The organism is Corynebacterium sp. SCR221107, assembly GCF_027886475.1.
In the GTDB taxonomy this organism is placed as follows: Bacteria; Actinomycetota; Actinomycetes; order Mycobacteriales; family Mycobacteriaceae; genus Corynebacterium.
The window spans coordinates 2265323-2290336 of sequence record NZ_CP115670.1 but is presented as its reverse complement, the minus strand read 5'-3'; the positions used below and the strand labels follow the sequence as shown (position 1 = coordinate 2290336).

27 protein-coding genes are annotated in these 25014 nt (G+C 64.0%); 20 read left to right on the top strand and 7 right to left on the bottom strand.

The features are described 5' to 3' along the window. The first annotated feature begins 128 nt into the window (after window positions 1-128). Together PAB09_RS09885 and ndk are read left to right on the top strand one after the other, a co-directional pair. Entirely contained in the window at window positions 129-485 is a 357-nt protein-coding gene (locus PAB09_RS09885) for a hypothetical protein (RefSeq protein ID WP_271033504.1), read from the top strand. Between the two features lie 99 nt (window positions 486-584). Beyond that, on the top strand, window positions 585-995 hold the full coding sequence (ndk, locus tag PAB09_RS09880) for a nucleoside-diphosphate kinase (RefSeq protein WP_271033503.1): 411 nt from the start codon (window positions 585-587) through the stop codon (window positions 993-995). A 63-nt stretch (window positions 996-1058) separates the two neighbouring features. Here ndk and PAB09_RS09875 read toward each other — a convergent pair whose 3' ends face one another. Continuing rightward, entirely contained in the window at window positions 1059-1355 is a 297-nt protein-coding gene (locus PAB09_RS09875) for a hypothetical protein (RefSeq protein WP_271033502.1), read from the bottom strand. Window positions 1356-1962: 607 nt separating this feature from the next. On the opposite strand from PAB09_RS09875, the gene PAB09_RS09870 reads away from it, so the two are divergent. The 16 genes from PAB09_RS09870 (at window position 1963) to PAB09_RS09795 (ending at window position 17719) form a co-directional block, all read left to right on the top strand. Next, entirely contained in the window at window positions 1963-5007 is a 3045-nt protein-coding gene (locus tag PAB09_RS09870) for a translation initiation factor IF-2 N-terminal domain-containing protein (protein ID WP_271035368.1), read from the top strand. A 197-nt stretch (window positions 5008-5204) separates the two neighbouring features. Beyond that, entirely contained in the window at window positions 5205-5510 is a 306-nt protein-coding gene (rplU, locus tag PAB09_RS09865) for a 50S ribosomal protein L21 (RefSeq protein ID WP_271033501.1), read from the top strand. Between the two features lie 41 nt (window positions 5511-5551). After that, window positions 5552-5821: a 50S ribosomal protein L27 gene (gene rpmA / locus PAB09_RS09860; RefSeq protein ID WP_271033500.1), complete on the top strand. Its 270-nt coding sequence runs from the start codon at window positions 5552-5554 to the stop codon at window positions 5819-5821. Window positions 5822-6499: 678 nt separating this feature from the next. After that, a complete protein-coding gene (locus tag PAB09_RS09855) occupies window positions 6500-6601 on the top strand; it encodes an LPXTG cell wall anchor domain-containing protein (RefSeq protein WP_271033499.1) in 102 nt (33 codons plus the stop codon). Between the two features lie 109 nt (window positions 6602-6710). After that, window positions 6711-8234 carry a GTPase ObgE gene (obgE, locus tag PAB09_RS09850; RefSeq protein ID WP_271033498.1) on the top strand — a complete coding sequence of 508 codons (1524 nt, stop codon included), beginning with the start codon at window positions 6711-6713 and terminating at the stop codon, window positions 8232-8234. Window positions 8235-8263: 29 nt separating this feature from the next. Continuing rightward, window positions 8264-9406: a glutamate 5-kinase gene (proB, locus tag PAB09_RS09845; protein ID WP_271033497.1), complete on the top strand. Its 1143-nt coding sequence runs from the start codon at window positions 8264-8266 to the stop codon at window positions 9404-9406. A 24-nt stretch (window positions 9407-9430) separates the two neighbouring features. Continuing rightward, window positions 9431-10738: a glutamate-5-semialdehyde dehydrogenase gene (locus tag PAB09_RS09840; protein ID WP_271033496.1), complete on the top strand. Its 1308-nt coding sequence runs from the start codon at window positions 9431-9433 to the stop codon at window positions 10736-10738. 57 nt (window positions 10739-10795) lie between these two features. Next, window positions 10796-11440, top strand: a complete 645-nt coding sequence (gene nadD, locus PAB09_RS09835) for a nicotinate-nucleotide adenylyltransferase (protein ID WP_271033495.1) — start codon at window positions 10796-10798, stop codon at window positions 11438-11440. A gap of 71 nt (window positions 11441-11511) precedes the next feature. Next, on the top strand, window positions 11512-11979 hold the full coding sequence (gene rsfS / locus PAB09_RS09830) for a ribosome silencing factor (protein ID WP_271033494.1): 468 nt from the start codon (window positions 11512-11514) through the stop codon (window positions 11977-11979). A gap of 3 nt (window positions 11980-11982) precedes the next feature. Then, a complete protein-coding gene (locus PAB09_RS09825) occupies window positions 11983-12690 on the top strand; it encodes a histidine phosphatase family protein (protein WP_271033493.1) in 708 nt (235 codons plus the stop codon). Window positions 12691-12694: 4 nt separating this feature from the next. Continuing rightward, window positions 12695-13504 (top strand): DegV family protein, encoded by an 810-nt coding sequence (locus PAB09_RS09820; RefSeq protein ID WP_271033492.1) that lies wholly within the window; start codon window positions 12695-12697, stop codon window positions 13502-13504. A gap of 109 nt (window positions 13505-13613) precedes the next feature. Next, complete coding sequence (locus PAB09_RS09815) at window positions 13614-14288, top strand: ComEA family DNA-binding protein (protein WP_271033491.1); 675 nt, start codon at window positions 13614-13616, stop codon at window positions 14286-14288. Next, window positions 14285-15691 (top strand): ComEC/Rec2 family competence protein, encoded by a 1407-nt coding sequence (locus tag PAB09_RS09810; RefSeq protein ID WP_271033490.1) that lies wholly within the window; start codon window positions 14285-14287, stop codon window positions 15689-15691. The genes PAB09_RS09815 and PAB09_RS09810 overlap by 4 nt, the downstream gene beginning before the upstream one ends. Before the next feature lie 5 nt (window positions 15692-15696). After that, entirely contained in the window at window positions 15697-16662 is a 966-nt protein-coding gene (holA, locus tag PAB09_RS09805; RefSeq protein WP_271033489.1) for a DNA polymerase III subunit delta, read from the top strand. A gap of 9 nt (window positions 16663-16671) precedes the next feature. After that, window positions 16672-17091 (top strand): ankyrin repeat domain-containing protein, encoded by a 420-nt coding sequence (locus PAB09_RS09800; protein WP_271033488.1) that lies wholly within the window; start codon window positions 16672-16674, stop codon window positions 17089-17091. Next, on the top strand, window positions 17081-17719 hold the full coding sequence (locus tag PAB09_RS09795; protein WP_271033487.1) for a LysE family translocator: 639 nt from the start codon (window positions 17081-17083) through the stop codon (window positions 17717-17719). Before PAB09_RS09800 ends, PAB09_RS09795 begins: the two co-directional genes overlap by 11 nt. Window positions 17720-17771: 52 nt before the next feature. Here the strand turns inward: PAB09_RS09795 and rpsT are convergent, their stop codons facing one another. Both rpsT and PAB09_RS09785 read right to left on the bottom strand, forming a co-directional pair. Beyond that, complete coding sequence (rpsT, locus tag PAB09_RS09790) at window positions 17772-18035, bottom strand: 30S ribosomal protein S20 (protein ID WP_271033486.1); 264 nt, start codon at window positions 18033-18035, stop codon at window positions 17772-17774. A 213-nt stretch (window positions 18036-18248) separates the two neighbouring features. Next, complete coding sequence (locus tag PAB09_RS09785; RefSeq protein WP_271033485.1) at window positions 18249-18830, bottom strand: growth inhibitor PemK; 582 nt, start codon at window positions 18828-18830, stop codon at window positions 18249-18251. A 246-nt stretch (window positions 18831-19076) separates the two neighbouring features. On the opposite strand from PAB09_RS09785, the gene lepA reads away from it, so the two are divergent. Together lepA and PAB09_RS09775 are read left to right on the top strand one after the other, a co-directional pair. Continuing rightward, a complete protein-coding gene (gene lepA / locus PAB09_RS09780; protein ID WP_271033484.1) occupies window positions 19077-20924 on the top strand; it encodes a translation elongation factor 4 in 1848 nt (615 codons plus the stop codon). A gap of 120 nt (window positions 20925-21044) precedes the next feature. Beyond that, window positions 21045-21395 (top strand): hypothetical protein, encoded by a 351-nt coding sequence (locus PAB09_RS09775; RefSeq protein WP_271033483.1) that lies wholly within the window; start codon window positions 21045-21047, stop codon window positions 21393-21395. 40 nt (window positions 21396-21435) lie between these two features. Here PAB09_RS09775 and PAB09_RS09770 read toward each other — a convergent pair whose 3' ends face one another. The 4 genes from PAB09_RS09770 to PAB09_RS09755 all read right to left on the bottom strand — a co-directional run bounded on the left by PAB09_RS09770 (window position 21436) and on the right by PAB09_RS09755 (window position 24842). Next, window positions 21436-21603, bottom strand: a complete 168-nt coding sequence (locus tag PAB09_RS09770) for an antitoxin (protein WP_271033482.1) — start codon at window positions 21601-21603, stop codon at window positions 21436-21438. A gap of 68 nt (window positions 21604-21671) precedes the next feature. Further along, window positions 21672-23081, bottom strand: a complete 1410-nt coding sequence (locus PAB09_RS09765) for an FGGY family carbohydrate kinase (protein WP_271033481.1) — start codon at window positions 23079-23081, stop codon at window positions 21672-21674. Between the two features lie 70 nt (window positions 23082-23151). Beyond that, complete coding sequence (locus PAB09_RS09760; RefSeq protein ID WP_271033480.1) at window positions 23152-24102, bottom strand: AEC family transporter; 951 nt, start codon at window positions 24100-24102, stop codon at window positions 23152-23154. Window positions 24103-24107: 5 nt separating this feature from the next. Beyond that, the gene (locus PAB09_RS09755; protein WP_271033479.1) at window positions 24108-24842 is read right to left on the bottom strand and encodes a YggS family pyridoxal phosphate-dependent enzyme; all 735 of its coding nucleotides are present in this window, start codon (window positions 24840-24842) and stop codon (window positions 24108-24110) included. Window positions 24843-25014: the final 172 nt, after the last annotated feature.

The window sequence follows — 25014 nt, the reverse complement described above, 5'->3', positions numbered from 1 at the left end:
TCGGTTCCCGCGCAGCTTGGCGTGGCACCAGCACTACCCGGCCGACATCTCCCCCCACGCGTTTCCACGTCAGGTGGGATAATCTCTACGGTGACCAAACCTAAGCAGAATCCGGAAAGTGGGACTGCGTGAGAACGAATACCCTCAATGCGCTGGCGGCTGTGCTGTGCCTTATTGCAATCGCAGCGAAGCTGCTGGGCATGGACATTCCCGCCTTCATCGCCATCTTTGTGGCGTGTATCGCGGGCGTACTGGCGCTCGTGTTGCGTGTCCGAGAGCACGGCGAATTCGTCGTGGAGTACACCGATGAGCAAAAGGAGACCATCGCGAGCATGCTTCGCCTGGGTGACGAGCGGGGTGCGATTACCCAAACCCATCTGTGGTGCCGAGGGATTACGGACCAACAAGCCCAGGAGGCTGTCGCTGCGATCGCGGCTGATTACGAGATCGAACTAGGTGAGGCCGGCCACGGACGGCCGTTTTAAGGCACCGTCCATGTGCGGGTGTAACTTCTAGGTGTGATGCACGACTCGCAGTGGGGGTGGGAATGCGCGAGCTAGGGGCAGTAGGTAAGCTACCTAATCATGACTGAACGTACCCTGATTCTTATCAAGCCGGACGGTGTTGCTGCAGGCCACGTCGGTGACATCATTGCCCGCATTGAGCGCAAGGGCCTGAAGCTGGTGGCTATGGACCTGCGCGTTGCTGACCGTGAGACCGCTGAGAAGCACTACGCTGAGCACGCTGACAAGCCTTTCTTCGGTGAGCTGGTGGAGTTCATCACTTCCGCTCCGCTGGTTGCTGGTGTTGTCGAGGGTGAGCGCGCCATCGATGCATGGCGCCAGCTTGCCGGCGGCACCGACCCGGTGGCCAAGGCTACCCCTGGCACCATCCGCGGTGATTTCGCTTTGAGTGTTGCCAAGAATGTCGTGCACGGCTCGGACTCCCCGGAGTCGGCCGCCCGCGAGATTTCCATCTGGTTCCCGAACCTCTAAGCCGATGAACGGATAAAGCCCAAGGCACTACGCCTTGGGCTTTCAGCATGTCTGTGGCCTGTATTAGTTGACGACTACCTCGCTGGTGACAACAGCGGTCTCGGCGGTGGCCTCGTCGGAAAGCATGATCTCGGTCTCTTCGGTTTCCAGGCCAGCCTCAGCTGCCTCGGTTGCCGCTGTGCTCTCGGTGCTCTCAGTGGCCTCGGTTGCAGCGGTGGTGGCCGGCGCGGTGACCTTCACGGAGGTTGCCGTGTCGACGGCGCCGGTCTCGGAGTCCTTCTGGGAGTTGGTGCAGGCCGAAAGGCCAGCTGCGGCGACGGTCATTGCCAGGGCAGCAGCAAGGATGCGGGTGTTCTTCATAGGGTGTCTCCTTATGTAAGGCATGAAAGCTAGGTTGATCGTGGCCTGTCGGCGCCTCGTCAAACGACTTCGATTGTACGGGGTGGCCATTTCATTGTGCTGCTCGCCACGGCTTTCCGGGCGGCGAACACATCAATCGTAGCCAGCATTTCCAGGCCACGCCCGATTTTCCACCCCCGTTTCGTGCCGCGTTGGCCCCTCACCCCAGGTTTGTGCCGTGCGCGGCCTTTGCTTGCCGACGCCCACCGCGCCGCACCGATGACCCCGGCGGTGGCGATCCGGGCGGCAGCTGCCGCGGTAGGCGGGTGTGACCGACCCGCTATTTCTGCGTTCGCGTTGCGGGCAATCGGTGCAACGAAAGTATGAAACAATGGGCTGTGGCTAGTGTTCGTTCGCTCCGCGCCGGTTGTGGCGCGTGGATCGCTGAGCTTGCGCTGGTTGGAGTAAGAAGTTTCATGCCAATTCGATTCATCGTCTCTCCTGTGTGGCGGCGGCCAAGGCCTGCGCCCGGGGGAGGGGATGGACAAATAAATATAGGGAGAAGACAGTGGCTGATGGTTCGGCTGATGTGTCGTTAAGTGCCGTAGACAGCAAGCTGGTCGCGGACATGAGAAAGGACCTGCCCGCGAAGCTGCGCGTGTCGGCGCTGGCCAAGCAGCTCGGTGTTGCCACCAAGGAGGTGGTGGCGGTTTTGGCTGCGGCGGGCGTGGACAAAGTCGCCCAGTCCAATATCACCGCGGAGCAGGCAACCCTGGTCTTGGATGCCTACGCACCGGCAAACCCGGCCACCTCGGAGCAGGCGGTGGCAACCAACCCTGAGGCGGACGAGCAGCGCCTGCGCTATCGCGTGCGCAAGAACGTTGATAATGAGATCGCGCAGATTGAGGACAAGGTCAATCGCGAGCTTGGCCTTGCTGCGAGCGCGGATCCGCAGCCAGCCGAGGAGCCCATCGACGAGGACAAGCTGCGCCACCGGGTGGAAAAGAACGTGGATAATGAGATCCACCAGATCGAAGAAAAGGTCGAGCGCGACATCGAGGAGCGCCTCGGCAACGGGCTGCTGGTGGGCACCGATGAGCACGACGATGACTTCGATTTCGGGGAGGAGTCGGCCCCTGAGCTGCTCGAGGACGTCACTCCAGCGATCACCCCTGCGCCGAACGAGCCCACCTTTGCCACCCCGCTGTTCCTCGCACCCACTCTGGTGGAGACCCCGTCCGAGGACGAGGCATTCGACGACGAGGAAGAGGATGACTTAGCCGACCAGCAGCCCCGCAAGCGCCGTCGTGGGCGCCGTGGCACCGGCCGCGGACGTGGGGTAGAAGACGCTGAGTCCAACGTGGAGGAGGCTAACGTCGAGGAGGCGGACGACGCCGAGCCGCAGCTTATCGACGAACCCCTGGCCATCAAGGGTTCCACCCGCCTGGAGGCGCAGCGCCGCCGCCGCGTGGAGCTGCGCGAGGAGTCGCGCAAGAAGCGCCACGTGGTCTCCGAGGCGGAGTTCTTGGCCCGCCGCGAGTCGGTCAAGCGCACGATGGTGGTGCGCGAGCGCGAGCGCACCGATCACCCGGGCCTGGTCACCCAGGTCGGCGTGCTCGAGGACGACATGCTCGTCGAGCACTTTGTCACCTCCGATACCCAGTCTTCGATGGTGGGCAACATCTACCTCGGACGGGTCCAAAACGTCCTGCCCAGCATGGAGGCCGCCTTCATCGACATCGGAAAGGGGCGCAACGGCGTGCTCTATGCCGGTGAGGTCAACTGGCGCAAGGCGGGACTCGGCGGCAAGAACCGCCGCATCGAGCAGGCGCTCAAGTCCGGCGACCAGGTGCTCGTTCAGGTCTCCAAGGACCCGGTCGGCCACAAGGGCGCGCGCCTGACCACCCAGATCTCCCTGGCGGGTCGCTACCTTGTCTATGTCCCCGGCGGGCGCTCGGCGGGGATCTCGCGAAAGCTTCCGGTCCCAGAGCGCAAGCGCTTGAAGGAGATCCTGCGCAAGGTCGTCCCGGGTGACGGCGGGGTCATCATCCGCACCGCGGCCGAGGGCGTGAGCGAGGAGGCCATCGCGGCCGACGTCGGGCGCCTGCACACCCTGTGGGAGCAGATCCAGGAGCGCACCAGCAAGGAGACTGAGTCCAAAGGTGCCAAGCCGGTCACCATGTACGAAGAGCCGAACATGCTGGTCAAGGTGGTCCGTGACCTGTTTAACGAGGACTTCCACGAGCTGGTCGTCGACGGCAAGCGCGCCTGGAATACCGTGCACGCCTATATCCAGTCGGTGGCTCCGGAGCTTGCCGGCCGCCTGACTCACTTCGATCGCGATGCCAACGACGGCCGTGATGCCTTCGAGGTCTACCGCGTCGACGAGCAGATCCAGAAGGCACTTTCGCGCAAGGTGTGGCTGCCGTCGGGCGGCACGTTGGTCATCGACCGTACGGAGGCGATGACGGTGATCGACGTCAACACCGGCAAGTTCACCGGCGCGGGCGGCAACTTGGAGGAGACGGTCACCCGCAATAACCTGGAGGCCGCCGAGGAGATCGTGCGCCAGATGCGCCTGCGGGATCTGGGCGGAATGATTGTGGTCGACTTCATCGACATGGTGCTGCCGGAAAACCAGGACCTGGTGCTGCGCCGGCTCAAGGAGACCCTGGGCAGGGATCGTACCCGCCACCAGATTTCCGAGGTGACCTCGCTGGGCTTGGTGCAGATGACCCGCAAGCGCTTGGGCACGGGCCTGCTGGAGACCTTCGCCACGGAGTGCGAGCACTGCGAGGGCCGCGGCGTGATCATCCACGCTGACCCGGTGGAGCACACCGATGCCGAGTCGCGCCATTCCTCCACGCAGCACGGCGTGCGCCACCAGGACCCGACCAGGCACCCAGCGGTTGTTGCCATGCATAACGACGACCACGGCGCCGCACGCGAGGACGAGCCCGAGCCGGCGAAGCCCAGCATCGAGGAGCTCGCAGCCGCGGTGGTGCCGGAAGACCAACCGGAGAAGGAGGTTTCTCGCCCGCGCAAACGCCGCCGCGGTTCCCGCGCGGGTCATGCCCCTGCCACCGACGAGGCAATGTCAGTGTCCGCGGTGGAGGAGATCGCGCATGCGGCGGTGGCCACCGCCAATGAGCACGACCCCGATGCGCCGAGTGGTGCCGACTACCTGCCGGCCTCGCACGCCGCACAGCCTACCTACGAACAGGCCCTGGCCGAGTTCGAGGCGAGCCCGCGTCGCAAGCGCAGGGTTCGGGGTAACTCGGCCTCGGATGTCCCGCCGAAGCCCGAGGACTTCCAGGGTCATGAGGCTCCGCACAGCGAGCACAGTGAAAGCACGCAGGAAGTAAAGGCGGAAACCACACGGGCGCGCAAGCGAGCTCGCCGCAGCACCGCAGCGTCGGAAAGCGCAGCGCAGCAGGTGCCGCCTGCGGGCGCGGCGGCGAAGGAGCCCACCCAGGAGATATCCACCTCCTCGCGTCCGGGCAGCAACGGTCGTACGCGCCGGCGTGCTGTGCGGCGGGCGGTGACTGCCTCGCCGGTCCAGGAGCACAAGGATGTCGGCCGCAGCTCCACGCGCCCGGTTGAGACTGCTGTTAATAAGAGTGAAGCAAGTTCTGGGCGTGGGCGACGCCGGGCGGTGCGCCGCAGGGGCTAGAATGGGCCGGTTTGTAATTTCGGCCCATTAAAGGGTAGTCTTTGACAGTCGCTGTTTTAGGAAGATTGTGCCCTACGTTGACACGCGTGTCTTATGCATGCTTTCTGAAACGCAATGTGGAATTAATGAGTTTTTACGTCCGCGAGGCAGACCTCGAGTTTGCCTCGCCCGAGTAATAGATAAGGGGTAGCCCTCGTATGTACGCGATCGTCAAGACCGGCGGCAAGCAGTACAAGGTTGCCGAAGGTGACCTCGTCAAGGTCGAGAAGATCGAGGGTGAGCCAGGTTCGTCCGTGGCTCTCACCCCGGTTCTGCTCGTCGATGGCGCAAATGTAACCTCTAAGCCTGAGGAGCTCGCTAAGGTGAGCGTCGCAGGCGAGATCGTCGAGCACACCAAGGGCCCGAAGATCAAGATTCTGAAGTACAAGAACAAGACCGGCTACAAGAAGCGTCAGGGTCACCGTCAGAAGCTGACCGTGGTCAAGATCACCGGTATCAAGTAAGGCCTTCGGCCTTCTAGATCTTCCCGAAGGAGGGAAAACCAATGGCACACAAGAAGGGTGCATCTAGCTCCAGCAACGGTCGCGATTCGAACGCCAAGCGCCTTGGTGTGAAGCGTTTCGGTGGCCAGCAGGTCAACGCAGGCGAGATTCTCGTGCGTCAGCGCGGCACCAAGTTCCACCCAGGTGAGAACGTTGGCCGCGGCGGCGACGACACGCTGTTCGCTCTGGCTGCGGGCTCGGTGGAGTTTACCACCAAGCGCAACCGCCGCACCGTGAACATCGTTCCGGCTGCCGAGGCTGTCGAGGCTTAGGCCTTCATACAACTGAGCCTAGCTAAGGCCCCAAGAATTCCTCGTGAAGTCTTGGGGCCTTCGGCATACCCGCGGATGCATCACCGGGGCGAAGGGGACAAGAAGAGGCTGAAGCGGGTACACCTCTTATTTAGGTTGGCTCGCCTACTATAGTTGTTTTTATCCTTTGACCTGTGGCGATTTGGAAGAATATTGAAATGCTTATCATCGTCAATTGGGCGGCCACTTTTGTGAATCTTCCCACTAATTGAAAACGGACTCCGGTGTCGCCATTGTTGAGGGTGGTCGCGTTGGCAATCTACAGTTCGACGTCATGGGGGATTTGGTTTGTTGTTGAACGCTTGTCGTCGAGGACGAGCCCCAGAAAATGGCTCCCTTTTTGAGGGGGTCTACGCGGACCTGAGACCGAATCACTGATTGCACCTTTCGGAGACGTCATCAATCGCATGAGAACCACTGGCCCGCTGACCATTCATAAGCACGGTGGCTCTTCCGTCGGAAAGCAGCTGAAGGAGCCGCGCAAACAGTAAGCGGCAATGCTTTGGGCGGTGAGGTCTTTGACATGTACGAGGTGCTCAATACAGCCGTGGATCCCACCGAGCAAGATAGCTGCAACAAAGCCACCAGTGTAACGGTTCTCTTCGCTGACGTCGGCGCACGCACTGTAGCTCCTTCAAGGTGCAAAACGCGCTCCCGCTCACCGGCGGAATAGGCCTGTGGTGGCTCTTCGGCCTCGGTGGGGCAGCCTTGGTAGCAAGCTTCATCAAGCGCAAGAACTAAAAGCGCGGATGGCGGAAGTCGGCCTTGGGCGGTGACGAGCAGTTTCGGTCACGGCCCAAGGCCGACTACACTTTCTAGGACAGTCAACAAAACCTGAAGGGTAAATTCCATGGCACGATTTGTGGACCGCGTGGTCCTGCACCTGGCCGCCGGTGACGGCGGTAACGGGTGTGCCTCGATCCACCGTGAAAAGTTCAAGCCTCTCGGCGGGCCCGATGGCGGCAACGGCGGGCACGGCGGTGACATCGTCCTGGAGGTCTCCCCGCAGGTGCACACCCTGCTCGACCTGCACTACCGCCCCCACATCAAGGCCCAGCGCGGCGCCAACGGCGCGGGCGACCACCGCAACGGGGCCCGCGGCGAGGATCTCGTGCTGGAGGTACCGGCGGGCACCGTCGTTATGAGCGAGTCGGGGGAGACCTTGGCGGACCTGACCACCGTCGGCATGCAATTCATCGCCGCCAAGGGCGGGGTGGGCGGACTCGGCAACGCGGCCTTGGCGTCGGCCGCACGCAAGGCGCCGGGCTTCGCCCTCAAAGGCGAGCCCGGCGAGCAGCACGACGTCATCTTAGAGCTGAAGTCCATGGCGGACGTTGGCCTGGTGGGCTTCCCGTCGGCGGGCAAGTCCTCGCTGATTTCTGTGCTCTCGGCGGCCAAGCCCAAGATCGGCGACTATCCTTTCACCACCCTGCAGCCGAACCTCGGCGTGGTCGAGGTGGGACATGACACCTTCACCATCGCCGACGTCCCGGGGCTCATCCCGGGCGCTTCCGAGGGCAAGGGCCTGGGCCTGGACTTCCTGCGCCACATCGAACGCACGGCGGTGCTGGCCCACGTGGTCGACACTGCTACCTTGGAGCCGGGGCGCGACCCGGCAAGCGACATCGAGGCGCTCGAGGCAGAACTTGCTGCCTACCAGTCCGCACTCGATGAGGACACCGGCCTGGGCGATCTGCGGGAACGCCCGCGCATCATCATCTTGAATAAGGTGGACATCCCGGAGGCCCAGGAGCTCGCGGAGTTCGTCAAGGAGGACCTGGAGGAGCAGTTCGGCTGGCCGGTGTTTATCATCTCCGCCGTTGCCCGCAAGGGGCTCGACCCGCTGCGCTACAAGCTGATGGAAATCGTGCACGAGGCCCGCCGCAAGCAGCCGAAGCAGAAGGCCGAGAAGATCGTCGTGCGCCCGAAAGCCGTGGATGCTCGGGGCAAGGGTCACGACTTCGAGATCACCCCGGATCCGGAGATCGAGGGCGGGTTTATCGTATCCGGCGAGAAGCCGGAGCGCTGGATCATCCAGACCGACTTCGAAAACGACGAGGCCGTGGGTTACCTCGCCGACCGCCTCAACCGCCTAGGCGTAGAGGATGCCCTCTACAAGGCTGGCGCGAAGGCCGGCTGCACCGTGTCCATCGGCCCGATATCCTTCGAGTGGGAGCCGATGACGGCCGCGGGCGTGGACCCCACGCTTACCGGCCGCGGCCAAGACATCCGCCTCGCGCACACCACCCGCAAGTCCGCGCAGGAGCGCAAGCGCGCCTCCCAGGTGCGACGCGGCCTCATCGACGAGTTCGATTTTGGCGACGGCAGCTCCGTGACCCGCGAGTCCGCCAACAAGGACCGCTGGCAGGGCTAGGTCTGCGCCGAATTGTAGAATTACTGTCCATGACGCACACCGCTACCTCCTGGATGCCCGAGCACGAACTTCGCCGCCACATCGCCTCTGCCAAGCGCATCGTGGTCAAGATCGGCTCCTCCTCGCTGACCGGCAAGGACTTCCGGGTGGACCCGCAGCGGATCAACCGCATCGTGGACTGCCTGTATGCCCGCATCCAGCAGGGCACGGATCTCATCGTGGTCTCCTCCGGCGCGGTGGCCGCCGGCATGGGCCCGCTGGGTTTGTACAAGCGCCCCACGGATCTCGCCTCCAAGCAGGCCACGGCCGCCGTCGGCCAGGTGCACCTCGCGCACACGTGGAGCGAGTCCTTCAAGCACTATGGCATTGTCACCGCCCAGGTGCTGCTTACGGCATCGGATGCGGGCGTGCGCGAGCGTGCCCGCAACGCGCAGCGCACCTTAGAGCGGCTGCGCCAGCTGGGTGCTGTGCCCATCATCAACGAAAACGACACCGTGGCCACCACGGAGATGCGCTTCGGGGACAATGACCGGCTGGCCGCGATCGTGGCGAATTTGGTCGGCGCGGATGCCTTGATTTTGCTTTCCGACGTCGACGGGCTCTACGACAAGAACCCGGCCGAGCCCGGCGCGCGTTTCATCTCCCAGGTGCGCGACGGCAATGACCTCAAGGGCGTGGTCGCCGGAGATGGCGGGGTCGTGGGCACCGGCGGGATGGGGTCGAAGGTCAACTCCGCCAGGCTCGCGTCCCGGGGTGGGGTTCCGGTGCTGTTGACGTCGGCAAGCAATATCGACGCGGCGCTCACGGACGCGAGCGTGGGTACGGTGTTTCACCCGAAGGAAAACGGGCTCTCGGCGTGGAAGTTCTGGGCGCTGTATGCGGCCGATACCACCGGCAGCCTGCGCATCGACGCCGGTGCCGTGAAGGCGGTGACCGCGGGCGGGCATTCGCTGTTGGCGGTCGGCATCACCGAGATCGACGGCGACTTCCATTCGGGGGAGATCGTGGAGATCTTGGATCCGGACGGGCAGGTCGTAGGCCGCGGCGAGGTCAACTACGATTCCGCGGTGCTGCAGTCGATGCTGGGCAAGCATTCGGATGAACTGCCAGCGGGCATGCAGCGGCCGGTCGTGCACGCGGACTATCTCTCCGATTATGCAAGCCGTGCATAAGTGTGCCCGCTATACTCATGGGCTATGAATCCTGAAGAACAAACGATAGTCCTGTCCCCGGCGCGCGAGGTCGAGCGCGCCGACGTGCTGGCCAAGGCACGCGCGGCCAAGGAGGTCGCGCCGATTTTAGCCAAGCTGACCAGCGATAAGAAGAACGAGGTCCTGCGCGCCGCGGCGCAGGTGCTCGTCGACGCCACCGAGGAAATCCTGGAGGCGAACGCGCTCGATATTCAGGCCGGGCAGATGCGGGGAATGAGCGAGTCACTCATCGATCGGCTCAAGCTCGACGCCGCGCGCATCGAGGGTATTGCGGGCGGGCTCATCCAGGTCGCAGGTCTGGTGGATCCGGTTGGCGAGGTCGTGGGCGGTTCGGTGATGCCCAACGGCATCCAGATGCGCAAGGTGCGCGTGCCCTTAGGGGTCATGGGCATGGTTTACGAGGCCCGCCCCAACGTTACCGTGGACGCCTTTGGTCTGGCCCTCAAGTCCGGCAACGTGGCCCTTTTGCGGGGGTCGAAGTCGGCGCGCCATTCCAATGAGAAGCTGGTGGAGATCCTGCAGCGCGTGCTGGTGGAAAAGGGCCTTCCCGCCGAGGCCGTGCAGCTGTTACCCTGTGAGACCCACGACAGCGTCCAGGACCTCATCACCGCCCGCGGCCTGGTGGACCTGGTCATCCCCCGCGGCGGTGCGGGCCTGATCGAGGCCGTGGTCACCGGCGCTACCGTGCCCACCATCGAGACCGGCACGGGCAATTGCCACTTCTTCATTGACCGCGACGTCGCCGACCTCGATGAGGCCATCGCGATGCTGCTCAACGGCAAGACCCGCAGGCCTTCTGTGTGCAATTCCACCGAGACCGTCCTCATCGACGCCGCGCTTGCCGACGCCGACAAGCTGGCCATCATCGCCGCGCTGCAGTCCGCCGGCGTCACCGTCCACGGCGAGGTCGCGGAGCTCGCCGCGTTCGGCGCGGGCGACATCGTGGCCGCCACGGAGCACGACTGGGCCGACGAGTACCTCTCAATGGACATCGCCGCGAAGGTGGTCTCGGGCATCGACGAGGCGCTTTCCCACATCCGCACCTATTCCACCGGGCATACCGAGGCCATTGCCACCGGCAATATTGCCACCGCCCAGCGCTTTGCCGACGAGGTGGACGCGGCGGCCGTGATGATCAACGCCTCCACCGCGTTTACCGACGGCGAGCAGTACGGCATGGGCGCCGAGATCGGCATCTCCACCCAGAAGCTGCACGCCCGCGGGCCCATGGCGCTGCCGGAGCTGACCACCACCAAGTGGATCCTGCAGGGACAGGGGCAAACCCGCCCCTGATCGTCGGAAAGCAATAAATGCAGGTAACCGCACGGGGTGTTGCTAGGCTAGATGGCTATGGAAAAACAAGCCCCCGTGCGGCGGGTGGGTGTGATGGGCGGCACCTTCGACCCGATCCACCACGGTCACCTCGTCGCCGCGAGCGAAGTCGCCGCCCGCTTCGCCCTCGACCTCGTGGTGTTCGTGCCCACGGGCAACCCCTGGCAAAAATCGGACCGGGAGGTCTCCTCGGCCGAGGACCGCTACCTGATGACGGTCATCGCCACCGCCTCCAACCCGCGCTTTACCGTCTCCCGGGTCGACATCGACCGCCCGGGTGCCACGTACACGATCGACACCCTGACGGATCTTAAAGCCCACTACCCGGACGCGGAGCTGTTTTTCATCACCGGCGCCGACGCGCTATCGAGCATCTTGAGCTGGCGCGATTGGGAGAAGGTGCTGGGCATGGCCACCTTCGTGGGGGTTACCCGGCCCGGATATGAGCTGAGGGAAGATTTCCTCCCGCCCGCGTGCCAGCAGCGCGTCGAGCTCATCGAGATCCCCGCGATGGCGATCTCTTCCACCGGTTGCCGCCGCCGCGCCCGCGAGGGGCTGCCCGTGTGGTACCTCGTGCCCGACGGGGTGGTGCAATACATTAATAAGCGCAGGCTCTATCACCCCGGTGGCGCCGATACCGCGCGCGATCCGAACCCGCGTTAGGTACATCGCCCCGGTTCGTGGAAAAATTGGCCACAACGGACTTTGTACGCACACCCATCGAAGGATTATTTGTGACTGCATCTCAAGACACCATCCGCCTCGCGGAGATCGCGGCGCTTGCTGCCGACGAAAAGCAGGCGACCAACATCGCCGTCATCGACGTCTCCGACGTCATGGCCATCTCCGAGGTATTCGTCTTGGCTTCGGCCGATAATGAGCGCCAGGTACGCGCCATCGTCGAGGAGATCGAGGACCAGCTCACCGCAGTGGGTGAGGAGCCCAAGCGCCGCGAGGGCAACCGCGAAAATCGCTGGGTGCTGCTGGACTATGGCATGCTTGTCATCCATGTGCAGCGCAACACCGAGCGCGACTTCTACGGCCTCGACCGCCTCTACCGTGACTGCCCGCTCATCGAGGTCGAAGGAGTAGAGACCATGACCCGGCCCGAGGAATGGGCAGAAGAGGTAGACGTGCGCACCGTCGAGTCCCTCGACGACATCCCGCTCGCCGAGCCGGAGCCGGAAGAAGACGAGCTCTAAATCATGACCCGCCGCTTGATGTTGCTGCGCCACGGGCAAACCGAGTTCAACGCCACCCGACGCATGCAAGGACATATCGATACCGAGCTGTCGGCCACCGGCGTTGCCCAGGCCCGTGCGGTGGCCGACTACCTGGCCACCCAAAACATCGGCACCATCTTGTGCTCGGATCTGCAGCGCGCCAAGGTCACCGCGGAGGTCATCGGCGCCAAGGCCGGGGTGACCCCGGTCGTGGATGCGCGCCTGCGGGAGACCAACCTGGGCGTGTGGCAGGCCAAGACCCACGAGGAGGTCGACGCCGCCTACCCCGGTGCCCGCGCCGCCTGGCGCCACGACGCCACCTGGGCCCCACCTGAGGGGGAGTCCCGGATGCAGGTCGCGGCCCGGGCACGGGCCGTCATCGACGAGCTCATGCACACCTACGAACAGTGGGATTCGTCGACCGTGCTGGTGGTCGCCCACGGTGGGACCATTAGCGCTTTGACCTCGAGCCTGCTCGCGCTGGACGTCAACCAATACCCCATGTTTTCCGGCCTGGGCAACACCTGCTGGGCGCAGCTGACCGCCCGCCCGCGCTTTACCCCCGGCTCCACCGACGCGATGGGTCCCGGCGACGAGGTGCCGCCCTCGGCGATGTTTAACTCCACCAACATCGACGGCGCGCAGTGGTACCTTGACGGGTGGAACATGGGCGTGGCCCTAGGGAAGTAGGGGCATGCCAGTAAGAATCGTGACCGACTCGTCCGCAGGGCTGCCCCAGGACGTGGTCGAGGAACTCGGAATCACCGTGGTGGGCCTGCACCGCATGGACATCGAAGGCGAGGCCACCTCCACCTCGGGGCTGTCCGCCCTCGAGCTCACGGCCGCCTACGCCCGCCAGCTGGAACGCGGCGGCGACGCCGGGGTTGTGGCCTTGCACCTGTCGAAGGAGCTGTCGTCGACGTGGTCGGCGGCGGTGACCGCGGCGGGCGTGTTCGACGAGTCCGTGGTGGTCATCGATACCGACACCGTGGGCATGGCCGTGGGCGCGGCAGCCATGGCGGCGGCGCGGCTGGCCCAAGACGGCGCCAGCCTGCAGGAGTGCGCCGACCTTGCCCACGACACACTCGTGCGTTCCCACACCTGGATCTACGTCCACCGCATCGACGAGCTGCGCAAGTCCGGGCGCATCTCGGCGACCACCGCGCTGCTGTCCACAGCGCTGGCCACCAAGCCGATCATGCACGTCCACGACGGGCGCATCGAGCTCGCCGCTAAGACCCGCACGCAGTCCAAGGCCCTGGCCAAACTCACCGAGCTGGTCGTCGCCCGCGCCGCCGGCGAGCCCGCCTTCATCGCCATCCAACAAAACGAGGCCAAGGAGGCCGCCCGGGTGCTGGAGGCGCAATTGCGCGCCGGCCTGGGCGAGGAATCTACCATCATGATCCTAGAGATGGAAAAGACCTTGGCCATCCACACCGGTCCCGGCGCGCTGGGTGTCTCGGCCGTCTTCTCGGCCCCGCAGGAAGAATCTGCCGAAAAATAAAGTTATCCACAGGTTCATTTCCGCAGGTCGGTCGAGTTATCCACAGGCTAGACGGCTTGTTGGGCAGGCGGGGTTGCAACCTTCGGTGAGGTTTCTATCATGTGGGCGCATGAAGGCACAACAAGAATCCTCCAAGAAGAACTTCGCGGTAACCCAGCGCATAGCAGAGCTAACCCGCCCCACCGGGGTAGAAGACGTCATGCGCCTCGACCTCCCCGCCCGCCCGCGCATCGCCATCAGGCCCATGCACATAGCCGCCGTGGCGGGCTTTGTCGTGCTCGTGGTGGCCGGGGTGGTGCTGCGCTCGGGGCCGCCACCGGAGCTGGTGACCCCGGCCCCCGTGGCGGTCCCGACGTCGGAAAGCACTGCCCCGACCGCGGTGGTGGTGGCGGTGACCGGCGATGTGGACGCCGCCGGCCTGCACACCCTCGAACCGAACGCGCGCGTGGCCGACGCGCTGGCGGCCGCAAGCAACGGGGTCATCGACTACTCCGACCCGAAATACGCCGGGCTCAACCTCGCCGAAAGGCTTGCCGACGGCGCCCACATCCGCGTGCCCGCCGAGCAGGCAGCGCCGCAACCGGCGGCAGGGGGCAAGCTCAACCTCAATACCGCCACCGCCGAAGAACTCACCACCTTGCGCGGGGTGGGGCCATCCACGGCGGATGCCATCCTCACCCACCGCGAACAGGTGGGCGGATTTAGCTCCGTGGAACAGCTCATGGATGTTCCAGGCATCGGGCCCGCCAAGTTCGCCGCGCTCAAGGACGGGGTCACGGTGTGACTGACCTGCGCCTGGTGCCTGCGGCGGCGGTGGTGTGGCTGGCCACTATCGCACTGCTTGTCCACGGCCCGTGGGCCGCCGCCTGGGTGGTGGCGCTAGCCGGTGGCATCGCCGTGGGCTTTCGTCACTATGGGCAAGCACTCACGGTGGTGGTCATGGGCGTGGGCGCGGTGGTGTCAGGCTGGTACCGCTTGCGCATTGCCCGCGCGGTGAGCTGGCCGGGGGAGTTCTACGCCAAGCTGCAGTCCGCGCCCAAACAAACAGCCAAGGGCTGGATCATGGACGCCACTGTCGACGGGGTGCCCGGCTCCGTGCCGGTGTTTTCGAATACCGCGCCGGGTGCGATCAACGCCGGCGACGTTGTTCGCATCGCCGGCACGGTGCAGGATTCCGAGCGGCCCTCGCTCACCGGGGTGTTCGTGGCCGCCTCGCGGGTGGAGTTGGCTAAACCCGGCGACGGCTGGACCGCGATGGTGCGCGAGTGGAAGCAGGAATTTGCCGCCCGCGTGGGCGAGCTGGTGGGCAGCCCCGGGGCGGGATTGCTGCCGGCGATGACCAACGGGGACGTGAGCCTGCAGTCGGTGGCAGAAAAGCAGGCGTATGTGGCCACGGGGCTGGCGCATCTGAGTGCCGTCTCCGGTGGCAATGTCGCGATCGTGGCCACGGTGGCGGTGGTGGCTGCGGCGGCACTGGGTGCGGGGCCGCGGGGACAAATGGTGGTCTCTGCGCTGGCGATCGGCGGGTTTGCGTTCCTCGTGGGCCCAGAACCGAGCGTGCTGCGGGCCAGCGTGACCGGGGCGATCGGGATTGCGGCGATGCTGGCCTCGACGCGGGCTGTGCCCATTCATTCTTTGAGCATCGCGGTGCTGGGTCTCATCTTCTACGACACCGACTTCGCCGTTCGCGCGGGTTTTGCGCTTTCGGTTGCGGCCACCGCGGGCATCGTGGTGCTCACGCCGTTTTTCTACCGGGGGATGGCTCGGCTGCCCACCCCGGACATCCTCAATCGGGCGCTGGCGGTCACCCTCGCCGCGGAGGTGGCCACGATGCCGCTGGTGGCGCTGGTCTCCGGACACGTCTCCGTCGTTGGTGTGCTCGCGAACCTGCTGGTTGCACCGTTGGTGGCGCCGATTACCGTCTTGGGTCTTGCCGGCTTGGTGGCAACGGCGCTGCCCGGCGGCGGGGAATGGATCTTTATCGAGGCGGCCGACCCGCTGGTCAGTCTCGTCGGCGCGGTGGGCGTGGGGTGTGCGCGCTTGCCCTTCGCCCACGTCGCCGTCCCCGGCGTGGGCGTTGCCGTGCTGCTGTCGGCGTGGCTGGCGGTCTTGCTTATCGACGCCAAGCCGCGGGCCGCCACGTTGATGGCCGCCGCGGCGATCGGGCTGCTACTTGTGGCACGATAAAAGTCATGAGCACCACCGTCCCCGCCACCCATCTCATCCTTGGCCCCGAGGAGTTCCTCGCGGAGCGCGCCCGCCTGCGCATCATTGACTCCATTCGCGATAGCCTCCCACAGGGAGCGGACGTGATGATCACCACGTTAAGAGCGGGGGAGGTAACGGAGTCGGAGCTGGTGGAGCTGCTTTCGCCTTCGCTTTTTGGCGAGGATCGGGTCATCGTGCTGACCAACACTGAGGATTGCGGCAAGGAGCCGCTCGAGGCGGTGCTGGCGGCGGCGAAGGATCCCGGCCCCGGCATGTACCTCATCATCCTCCACTCCGGCGGCGGGCGAACCAAAAGCGCTATTCCCAAGCTCAAGAAGCTGGCGCGGGTGGTGGAGGTACCGAAGATGCCCGCCAAGGATCGGCCGGAGTGGTTGTTGGCCGAGTTTCGAAGCCACGGGGTGCGCCCCACCCCGGACGTGATCCACGCCGTGCTCGAGTCCGTGGGATCGGATCTGCGCGAGCTGGCCTCGGCAGTGGCACAGCTGGTGGCCGACACCGGCGGGGAGCTCACGGTGGAGGCGGTACGCCAGTACTACGTCGGCGTGGCGGAGGTCTCCGGCTTCGACATCGCCGATCTCGCCTGTTCCGGGCAGCTCCAGCGGGCGGTGGCCTCCACGAGGCGCGCCCTGCAGCTTGGTATCTCCCCGGTCGCCCTCACGGCGGCGTTGAGCATGAAGGTCTCCGCCATCGCACGGCTGTACTCCACCCGCGGGCGCATCGATGCTCAAGGGTTGGCGCGGCAGTTGGGTATGCACCCCTTCGTGGTGGAAAAGACGGCCCGCATTGCACGGCGCTGGAGCGGGGATGCCGTCAGCAAGGCGGTCATCCTCATGGCGGAGCTGGACGCATCGGTGAAGGGACAGACCTTCCACGACGATCGTTTCGCCATCGAGGACGCTGTTCGGCGGGTGGCACTGCTTGCCGGTTAGAATGACGCCATGACTTCGAATGAGTTTCCCAAGGCTCCACTCGACGACGATGAAGCAGCACTTGCCGCCAGGCTATTCGACCTTGCCCGAAGCGGCGATGGCGCCACCTTGGGCGCCTACATCGATCAGGGCATCAACGTCGATCTCATGAACCATGACGGCAATACCTTCCTCATGCTCGCCGCCTACGCCGGCAACACCAGCGCGCTGGAGGCGCTCATCGCCCGCGGCGCCGACGTCAACCGTCTCAACGACCGCGGCCAGTCCCCGTTGGCGGGGGCGATCTTCAAGAAGGAGGATGCGGTGGTGGACATGTTGCTTGCCGCAGGCGCGGATCCCACCGCAGGGACCCCCTCGGCTATCGACACCGCCCGCCTGTTCGGCCAGCATGACCTCGTGCAACGCTTGGAGGCCGCCGGTGGGCGCTAGTGCGCTATTGTCACTGGCCGGACTCAACCTCGCAGGCATGGCCACCCCCGGTCCCGATATCTTCCTCATCACCCGCCTTGCTACCCGATCGCGCGCGCACGCGCTGGCGGCGGTGTTCGGGATTGCCACCGGCATCCTTTTTTGGGTGACCCTCACCGTCACTGGGGCGGCCACCTTGCTGACGGCCTACCCGGCGGTGCTCGAGCTCATCCAGGTCCTCGGCGGCGCCTGGATCATCTACATGGGCGTGCGCATGCTGCAGGCCGCCCGCGCCCAGTGGGGCAAGCCGGTAGCCGGTGCCGACGTGGATCCCTCCCGGTTCTTGGGTAGCAGGCTGTCGAGCTACCGCAACGGGCTGACCACCAACCTGGCCAACCCGAAGGTGATCATCTACTTCTCGGCGATCGTGGCTCCACTGCTTCCGGCCTCACCTAGCTTCGGCACGGCCGCCGCGGTCATCGCGGTAGTGGTAGCCTCCAACATCCTTGGCTTCGGAGTGTTATCGCTGGCGATTTCCACCGAGGCCAATCGCAGACGCTTTTTGTCCATCTCGCAGTGGATCGATCTCACCGCCGGCGTGTTCTTCATAATCGCCGGGGCGCTGCTCATTTTTAGCGGGGTGGCCTAAACGCAAAAAAGGTGCCCACCGACAATGGTGGACACCTTTTTGTGCGAAGCCCTTAGCCCAGCTTGTTGAGAGCCTGAGCCATCGAGGACTTCTTGTTAGCAGCGTTGTTGCGGTGGAAAACGCCCTTGGAAACGGACTTATCCAGTGCGCGGGAGGCAACGCGGAGCTGAGCCTCAGCAGCAGCCTTGTCGCCAGCCTCAACGGCGGCGCGGAACTTGCGGATCTCGGTGCGGACTGCGGAGCGGACTGCCTGGTTGCGCTGGCGAGCCTTCTCGTTGGTCAGGATGCGCTTCTTCTGGGACTTGATGTTTGCCATGTCAAATGCCTCTTATTCTTCTACTATTGCCACAAGCTGCGAGGGGTCCGAGGGCGCAATCTGTGAGGAGTCATGCCCTGTCGATTTCCTCCAACCTGCCCCAAGGTCCTGGCCGGTTGAGCATGAAAGGAAATCCCGCTGCCCATGAACGTGAATTGACAACGAGGTAAAAGCCTAGCATTTGCCCGCGCTCAAAACCAAAAATGCGGTGAGCTAAGCCCAGCCGTAGTCGGCCCGAAGACGATTGGCGATGCGCTCGAAACGGGACTGAGGGATCACCGCACCCTGGCGGCGGATGGAGGTCTCGGGCAGCTTGACCACCTTGTCCAGTCGCACCCACGATTGGCGCCCGGTCTCGTCCCAGGGGCCCGCGCCGATATCGAGCCAGGAGTCTTCGCGCTGGTGGATCGGGTTAGGGGAGGTCAAAAGGCCGAGGATGTCGGGGCCGTGGCGGCCGATGACCACGAGGGCGCGCTCGAGTGGGGAGGGGTCGACGTCCGAGGTGGGGGCCCAGAACCACACCACCTCGCCGGGGTCGACTTGGCCGTCCATGTCCGGGGCGTAGAAGATATTGCGGGCGCAATCAACGGCTGCGGCCACCTCGCAGGCGGGAGAATCCTGCCGCAATGTGCGGTGGTGGGTGCTCTCATACAGCCCCAGCCGGTCATTGAGATGGGCGAGGCCATCGTCGAGCGGACTTTGGTGCTTTTTCTTACGCGTCTTGCCAAGCTTGGCTACCAGGGCCAGCTTGCCAAGGCCCAGCAGGGCCTTCTTGGTCGTATCGTTGCTGCCCATGTCGAAAACGCACCTTTGGAAAGAAATCTTTCAGGAATAAGTCGAGAACGCCGGCGGAAGGGGCTTCCACCGTATTCTTAGAATTTCTTAGACATTCTAACGAATCTATCCCGAACAAATCTAGCTTTGTTACCACGCGATGTTACACCTTTGGCTTCGCAATCAAACCCCCTGCACGATATCTACTTTTGGGCATGGATGCGGTAGTGTGAGACACACTTATAGAAAGGTGTATAAGGGACCCATATGGCCAAGAACTTCGCGGAAAAGACCTTTACGGATACCTCCCAAATCCGTAACTTCTGCATCATTGCACACATCGACCACGGCAAGTCCACCCTGGCGGATCGCATCCTGCAGCTGTCCAAGGTCGTCGATGAACGCGACATGCGCGATCAGTACTTGGACAACATGGACATTGAGCGCGAGCGCGGTATCACCATCAAGGCTCAGAACGTGCGCCTGCCGTGGGTGCCTAGCTCCGGTCCTTTCGCAGGGGAGGAGATCGTCATGCAGATGATCGACACCCCCGGTCACGTCGACTTCACCTACGAGGTCTCCCGCGCGCTCGAGGCCTGCGAGGGTGCTATTTTGCTTGTCGACGCCGCCCAAGGCATCGAAGCACAAACCCTCGCCAACCTCTATTTGGCAATGGAAAACGATCTCGAGATCATCCCGGTGCTCAACAAGATCGACCTGCCTGCCGCCGATCCGGAGAAGTACTCGCTCGAGATCGCAAACATCATCGGCTGCGAGCCGGAAGACGTGCTGCGCGTGTCCGGCAAGACCGGCGAGGGTGTGGCCGCGTTGCTCGACAAGGTCGCCGAGCTGGTGCCGCCGCCTACCACCGAGTATGACATCGACGCACCGGCGCGCGCGATGATCTTTGACTCCGTCTACGACACCTACCGGGGCGTGGTGACCTACATCCGCATGATCGATGGCAAGCTCACCCCGCGCCAGAAGATCAAGATGATGTCCACCGGCGCCATCCATGAGCTGCTCGAGATTGGTATTGTCTCGCCGACTCCGAAGAAGTGTGAGGGGCTCGGCCCCGGCGAGGTGGGCTACCTGATCACCGGTGTGAAGGACGTGCGCCAGTCCAAGGTCGGCGACACAGTCACCTGGGCCCACAACGGCGCCGAGGAGCCGCTGAAGGGTTATGAGGAGCCCAAGCCGATGGTGTATTCGGGCCTGTTCCCGATTTCCCAGGCGGACTTCCCCGACCTGCGCGACGCCTTGGAAAAGCTTCAGCTCAACGACGCCTCCTTGACGTATGAGCCGGAGACTTCCGTGGCCTTGGGCTTCGGCTTCCGCTGCGGCTTCCTCGGCCTACTGCACATGGAGATCACCCGCGACCGCCTCGAGCGCGAGTTTGACCTCGACCTGATCTCCACCGCCCCCTCGGTCAACTATCGAGTGGTGGCAGAAGACGGCAGCGAGCACCAGGTTCACAATCCATCCGACTGGCCGGGTGGCAAGCTGCGCGAGGTCTGGGAGCCGGTTGTCAAGACCACTATCATTGTTCCCAGCGAGTTCGTGGGCACCACGATGGAGCTGTGCCAGTCCAAGCGCGGACAAATGGGCGGCATGGACTACCTGTCCGAGGATCGCGTGGAGCTGCGCTACACCATGCCACTCGGCGAAATCATCTTTGACTTCTTCGACCAGCTCAAGTCCCGCACCAAGGGTTATGCCTCCCTGAACTACGAGGAGGCCGGAGAGCAGGAGGCGAACCTGGTCAAGGTGGATATCCTGCTCAATGGCGAGCCGGTGGATGCCTTCTCGGCGATCGTCCACCGCGACTCGGCGAACTGGTATGGCAACAAGATGACCAAGAAGCTCAAAGAGCTCATCCCTCGCCAGCAGTTCGAGGTGCCGATCCAGGCGGCGATTGGCTCGAAGGTGATTGCCCGCGAGAACATTCGCGCTATGCGCAAGGACGTGCTCGCGAAGTGCTACGGCGGCGATATTTCGCGTAAGCGCAAGCTGCTGGAGAAGCAGAAGGAAGGCAAGAAGCGCATGAAGTCCTTGGGCTCGGTGTCCGTGCCGCAGGAGGCGTTTGTGGCGGCGTTGTCGACCGACGAGAAGTAGTCGCGGGCCTTTTTGGGTGAGAAATTTCCCCCACAGGCCAAATAACTATCGACCTATAGGCATTGGAGGGGTATCCTTGCTTCCAACGTGGCGAACAGTTCTCACGCAAAGGAGCAAAAGATGCGCACTCACAATACCGTTGTGTCCTACCAACTACTCGTCGACTGCTTCGCGCCGCACAGCCGGATCTCGGGGCTATCCCGCGAGCTTGCCGGGGTGCTCGGACTCAGTGGCCCGGCGACGCTGAGCGCCAGCGAGGGCTACATCGTCGATGAGCTGAAGATGGCGTGGCGTTTCGAAAACCCGACCCTCACCTTGGGCAAGCATGTCGCAACCCAGATCGGCTTCGATCTGGGCTCCTTCGAGGAGCTGACCCTGGCGGAGCGAAAGGTGTGCGCCTACCTTGAGAACCTAGTGGCGGATCCAGAGTACGGACACGTGGCCTGGCTGACCAGCCTGGTGATGGAATAAAAAGCGGGAAGGATCCATGAGGATTCCTTCCCGCTTTCGTTTATAATTCGTTGCCGAGCTTCTCATCGGCGGCCTGGCGAGCCTGTGCGATCTGCTCAGCCTTGTCCTCGCCGAGCTTGGCCTTTGCCAGCTCCTCGGCCTTGTCGAGGATCATGTCGGTGGTCTCCTCGGAGTTCAACAGCTCCTTGGCCTTGTCCATAATGCCCATGGCGGGTTCCTTTCGTAGAAGTTTCCGCCCTAGTGTCTCATGAATTTCTTAACTTTGCCACATCTGGCTTATCGTGGCAGCTGGCTCAGGGCGTCATAGAGCATGCGCTGGCGCACCCGCAATGGTTGATAGGCCGCATGCGCCTGTGGGTCGGGTTCGATATCGACGATCGCGTGGCTTGAGAGCGGTTTGATCGTGCCTAGGTCGAGGACCTCGGCGGCGAAGATGGCCGCACCCCGCAGCGCCGCGTCGTTGCTGGGGGTCACGCGAATGGTGCGGCCGGTGACGTCGGCAAGCATGCGCATCCAGGGAAGCGAGCGGGAACCGCCACCGGTGGCGGGCAGCGGGCCGGTCCCGGAAATGTCATGCGCGAAGCCAAAGCACACCCCCTCCAGGACGGCGGCATAAAGGCGCAGGTTATCCGCGTCGGCGGGGATGTCTATGAGCGCGGCGCCGAGGAGATCGTTGCGCACCGGGAAGCGCTCGCCGCGCAGGCTGGGCAGTGAAATGATGCCCGTTGGCTGGCGCACGGCGCGCATCAACATGGCATCGCTTGCCGACGTCGTCACGCCCGGCAGGAATCGCTGGCGGGCCCAATCGGCGGTGCCGCCAACGCTGAGGATCGCCGCGATGCGCAAGAAGCCGTGCCCCGGCAGTGCGAGCTGATGGGTGGCACCGGGATCCTGTTGCTCCTTGACCACCTGCGCATGCCACCCGGAAGTGCCAAAGGAGACATAGTCTTCTCCAACCTTGAGCCCCACGAGGCCTGCGGTAGCGCAGGCGGCATCGCCGGGGGCTAGGACGATGGGGGTGTCCGCGGGAATGCCCAGGTGGTTGTTGGCCGGTGCGAATCCCACCATGCCCGAGCTGATCGTGGGCAGTGCCGCCACGCTGATCTTTGCGGCCTCGCAGATGCGCTGGCTCCACGTGCGCGAGGACAAATCCAGCAGGCCGGTGGTCGAGGCGGTGGTCTCGTCGCAGAAGTAGCCCAAACCGAGCTGGGCGACCACGTAGGAGGCCGGGGAGAACAACAGGTGGTGGGTCTTCGCGGCCAAGGTGGCATCCTCGCCGATGGCCCGCGCCCACAGGGCTGGCAGCGAGGTCGCCGATTGCTCGTTGCCGGTGATGGCATTCCATTCCGGAAGCGTCTCGTGCAGGGCTGCCGCCTGTTCGGTAGCGCGGGTGTCGTTATACAGGACGGCAAAGCCGATGGCCTGGCCGCGGGCGTCGATGCAGATGAGATCTTGCATCTGCCCGGTCAATACGATCGCCGCCACGCCACTGGCTGGCAAGAGATCGAGAATCGTCTCGCGGGTTTGGTCGATCCACGCCTGCGGATCTTGCTCGGAGCCACCGCCGGGCAGGCTGGTGGTGGGGTAGGCGTGGAAGCTGGTGGCGGAAACGGTGCCATCCACGCTCACCAGCGCCCCCTTGGCGCCGGAGGTGCCAAGGTCCAACGTGAGGATGGGGAGGGTCATGTCTTCGAAGCTACCGAAAATTGCTGCCGAGGCGTGAGTACATCGGACATAGCACTGACCCCACACGGGGCTAACGCCCGAATACCAAGGCGATGAGCAGCATCGCCGGCAGTGCCAGGAAGGTGGACAACATGATGGTGTCGCGGGAGATGATCTCGCCGCGGCGGTAGGTGGCGGCGTAATTGTAGGCATTCTGCGCGGTGGGCAGGGCCGCGAGGATGACTGCGGCATAGAGGTCGTCGGCACGCAAACCGGCAACCCACGCGCACGCGAACGCCACAAGTGGCATGCCTACCACCTTCAAGCCGGTGGCAAGCACAGTCCCCAGCCGGTATTGCTTTTGCTGGAGCACCGAGGTGCCGTGCAGGCTTGCGCCGAAGCTGATGAGGATCATGGGGATACTAGCCCCGCCCAATAGCGTCAGCGGCTCCACGATGATCTCTGGAACCTGTTCGTAGGTTCTGGTCAGGGACAATACCAAGCCCGCGGCCGCGCCGATGACGATGGGGCTCAAGAGCCCACCCTTGATCGCGCCGAGCACCTGCCTCGTTCGGGATCCCTCAGCCTTGCGCGGGGTGATCAACGCTAAGATCAGCGGGGTAAGCAGCACCATCTGCACCACGAGAAGGGGCGCTACGTAGGCGGCATTGGACAAGACGTACATGCCCACGGGCAAACCGATGTTGTTGGAGTTGACGTAGCCTGCTGCCGTGGCTCCCATGGTGACCGTGCCCCGGTCGCGCGCGGCATCGTTTGGTGCAAACCAGAGGTACAAGACGGCGAAAAGTCCCGCGGTGATCAGCGCCGCGAGTGTTTCCACGGCGATGACCGGGGAGAAAAGTTCATCCGGGTGCGAGGAGCCGACCACCGTGACCATCAGCGCCGGGGTGGCGGCGAAGAAAGCCACTCGGTTGAGCACCAGGCGCTGCTCGTCGCCCCCGATGATCTTCTTTCGCGCCAAGATGTAGCCCGCCGCAATGACGAAGAAGATGATGGCAAAGCCGATGAGAATTCCGCGCATCGTGCTTACTTGAGATAGGCGGAATTGGCGCGGTGGCCGAAGAGTGCGGTACCCACCCGCACGCTCGTCGAGCCCTCGGCGATCGCCCATTCGAAGTCGCCCGACATACCCATCGACAATTCCTCGCAGCTCATCCCGTCGGGAAGCACCTCTCGGAGGCGATCACGTAGCTCACGCAGTTGTGCGAAGCTGCCGCGGACTACTACCTCCGGCGCATCGAAGGCCGCCATGGTCATCAGCCCGCGCAGGTGCAGCCGATCCAACGAGGCAAGCTGGGGGAGGAAGGGCTCGACTTCGTCTGCCGAAAAGCCCGACTTCTGCTCCTCGTGGGAGGTATTGACCTGGATAAATACGTCCAAGGTGCGATCTTCGAGCTCGAGGCGGTGCTGGAGCGCTTCGGCAAGCCGCAGCGAGTCCAGCGCGTGGAATTCGTGTGCGTAGCGAGCTACCTCGCGGGCCTTATTGCGTTGCAGATGCCCGATCGCAGCCCAGGTAACGCCGGGGATGGCCTCGGCCTTCTCTGCCAGTTCCTGGGGGCGGTTCTCGCCGAGGAGCGTCATCCCGGCCTGCACCGCAAGCCGCACCCTTTCGATGGGATTGGTTTTGCTCACCGCGATCAGCCGCACGTCCTGGGGGTCGCGCCCGGCGCGTCGCGCGGCATCGCTCATGCGCTCGAGCACCTGCTGGTGTGCTGCGCGGAAATCTTCGACGGTTTCGGGGTGGAAGTGGGGATCGGTCATACGCCCCATCCTAATCGCCTGTGGTGTGCTTGCCGACGTCCACCGCCCGAAGCCTTTTTGTTGCGGTTTGCAGGCGTGCAAATTTATTTTCGTTCGCCCAGCATACGAAAGTGTGTTCGGGTAACGGCGTGAGTTTTTGCAAAATTTGCAGGAAAAATACCCTTGTGGGGTA

What these genes read in the sequence shown, in the direction of transcription:
- ndk (WP_271033503.1), top strand. Translation starts at nt 585, where the DNA reads ATGACTGAACGTACCCTGATTCTTATCAAGCCGGACGGTGTTGCTGCA.
- PAB09_RS09875 (WP_271033502.1), bottom strand. Translation starts at nt 1,355, where the DNA reads ATGAAGAACACCCGCATCCTTGCTGCTGCCCTGGCAATGACCGTCGCC.
- PAB09_RS09870 (WP_271035368.1), top strand. Translation starts at nt 1,963, where the DNA reads ATGAGAAAGGACCTGCCCGCGAAGCTGCGCGTGTCGGCGCTGGCCAAG.
- rplU (WP_271033501.1), top strand. Translation starts at nt 5,205, where the DNA reads ATGTACGCGATCGTCAAGACCGGCGGCAAGCAGTACAAGGTTGCCGAA.
- rpmA (WP_271033500.1), top strand. Translation starts at nt 5,552, where the DNA reads ATGGCACACAAGAAGGGTGCATCTAGCTCCAGCAACGGTCGCGATTCG.
- obgE (WP_271033498.1), top strand. Translation starts at nt 6,711, where the DNA reads ATGGCACGATTTGTGGACCGCGTGGTCCTGCACCTGGCCGCCGGTGAC.
- proB (WP_271033497.1), top strand. Translation starts at nt 8,264, where the DNA reads ATGACGCACACCGCTACCTCCTGGATGCCCGAGCACGAACTTCGCCGC.
- PAB09_RS09840 (WP_271033496.1), top strand. Translation starts at nt 9,431, where the DNA reads ATGAATCCTGAAGAACAAACGATAGTCCTGTCCCCGGCGCGCGAGGTC.
- nadD (WP_271033495.1), top strand. Translation starts at nt 10,796, where the DNA reads ATGGAAAAACAAGCCCCCGTGCGGCGGGTGGGTGTGATGGGCGGCACC.
- PAB09_RS09825 (WP_271033493.1), top strand. Translation starts at nt 11,983, where the DNA reads ATGACCCGCCGCTTGATGTTGCTGCGCCACGGGCAAACCGAGTTCAAC.
- PAB09_RS09820 (WP_271033492.1), top strand. Translation starts at nt 12,695, where the DNA reads ATGCCAGTAAGAATCGTGACCGACTCGTCCGCAGGGCTGCCCCAGGAC.
- PAB09_RS09815 (WP_271033491.1), top strand. Translation starts at nt 13,614, where the DNA reads ATGAAGGCACAACAAGAATCCTCCAAGAAGAACTTCGCGGTAACCCAG.
- holA (WP_271033489.1), top strand. Translation starts at nt 15,697, where the DNA reads ATGAGCACCACCGTCCCCGCCACCCATCTCATCCTTGGCCCCGAGGAG.
- PAB09_RS09800 (WP_271033488.1), top strand. Translation starts at nt 16,672, where the DNA reads ATGACTTCGAATGAGTTTCCCAAGGCTCCACTCGACGACGATGAAGCA.
- rpsT (WP_271033486.1), bottom strand. Translation starts at nt 18,035, where the DNA reads ATGGCAAACATCAAGTCCCAGAAGAAGCGCATCCTGACCAACGAGAAG.
- PAB09_RS09785 (WP_271033485.1), bottom strand. Translation starts at nt 18,830, where the DNA reads ATGGGCAGCAACGATACGACCAAGAAGGCCCTGCTGGGCCTTGGCAAG.
- lepA (WP_271033484.1), top strand. Translation starts at nt 19,077, where the DNA reads ATGGCCAAGAACTTCGCGGAAAAGACCTTTACGGATACCTCCCAAATC.
- PAB09_RS09775 (WP_271033483.1), top strand. Translation starts at nt 21,045, where the DNA reads ATGCGCACTCACAATACCGTTGTGTCCTACCAACTACTCGTCGACTGC.
- PAB09_RS09770 (WP_271033482.1), bottom strand. Translation starts at nt 21,603, where the DNA reads ATGGGCATTATGGACAAGGCCAAGGAGCTGTTGAACTCCGAGGAGACC.
- PAB09_RS09765 (WP_271033481.1), bottom strand. Translation starts at nt 23,081, where the DNA reads ATGACCCTCCCCATCCTCACGTTGGACCTTGGCACCTCCGGCGCCAAG.
- PAB09_RS09760 (WP_271033480.1), bottom strand. Translation starts at nt 24,102, where the DNA reads ATGCGCGGAATTCTCATCGGCTTTGCCATCATCTTCTTCGTCATTGCG.
- PAB09_RS09755 (WP_271033479.1), bottom strand. Translation starts at nt 24,842, where the DNA reads ATGACCGATCCCCACTTCCACCCCGAAACCGTCGAAGATTTCCGCGCA.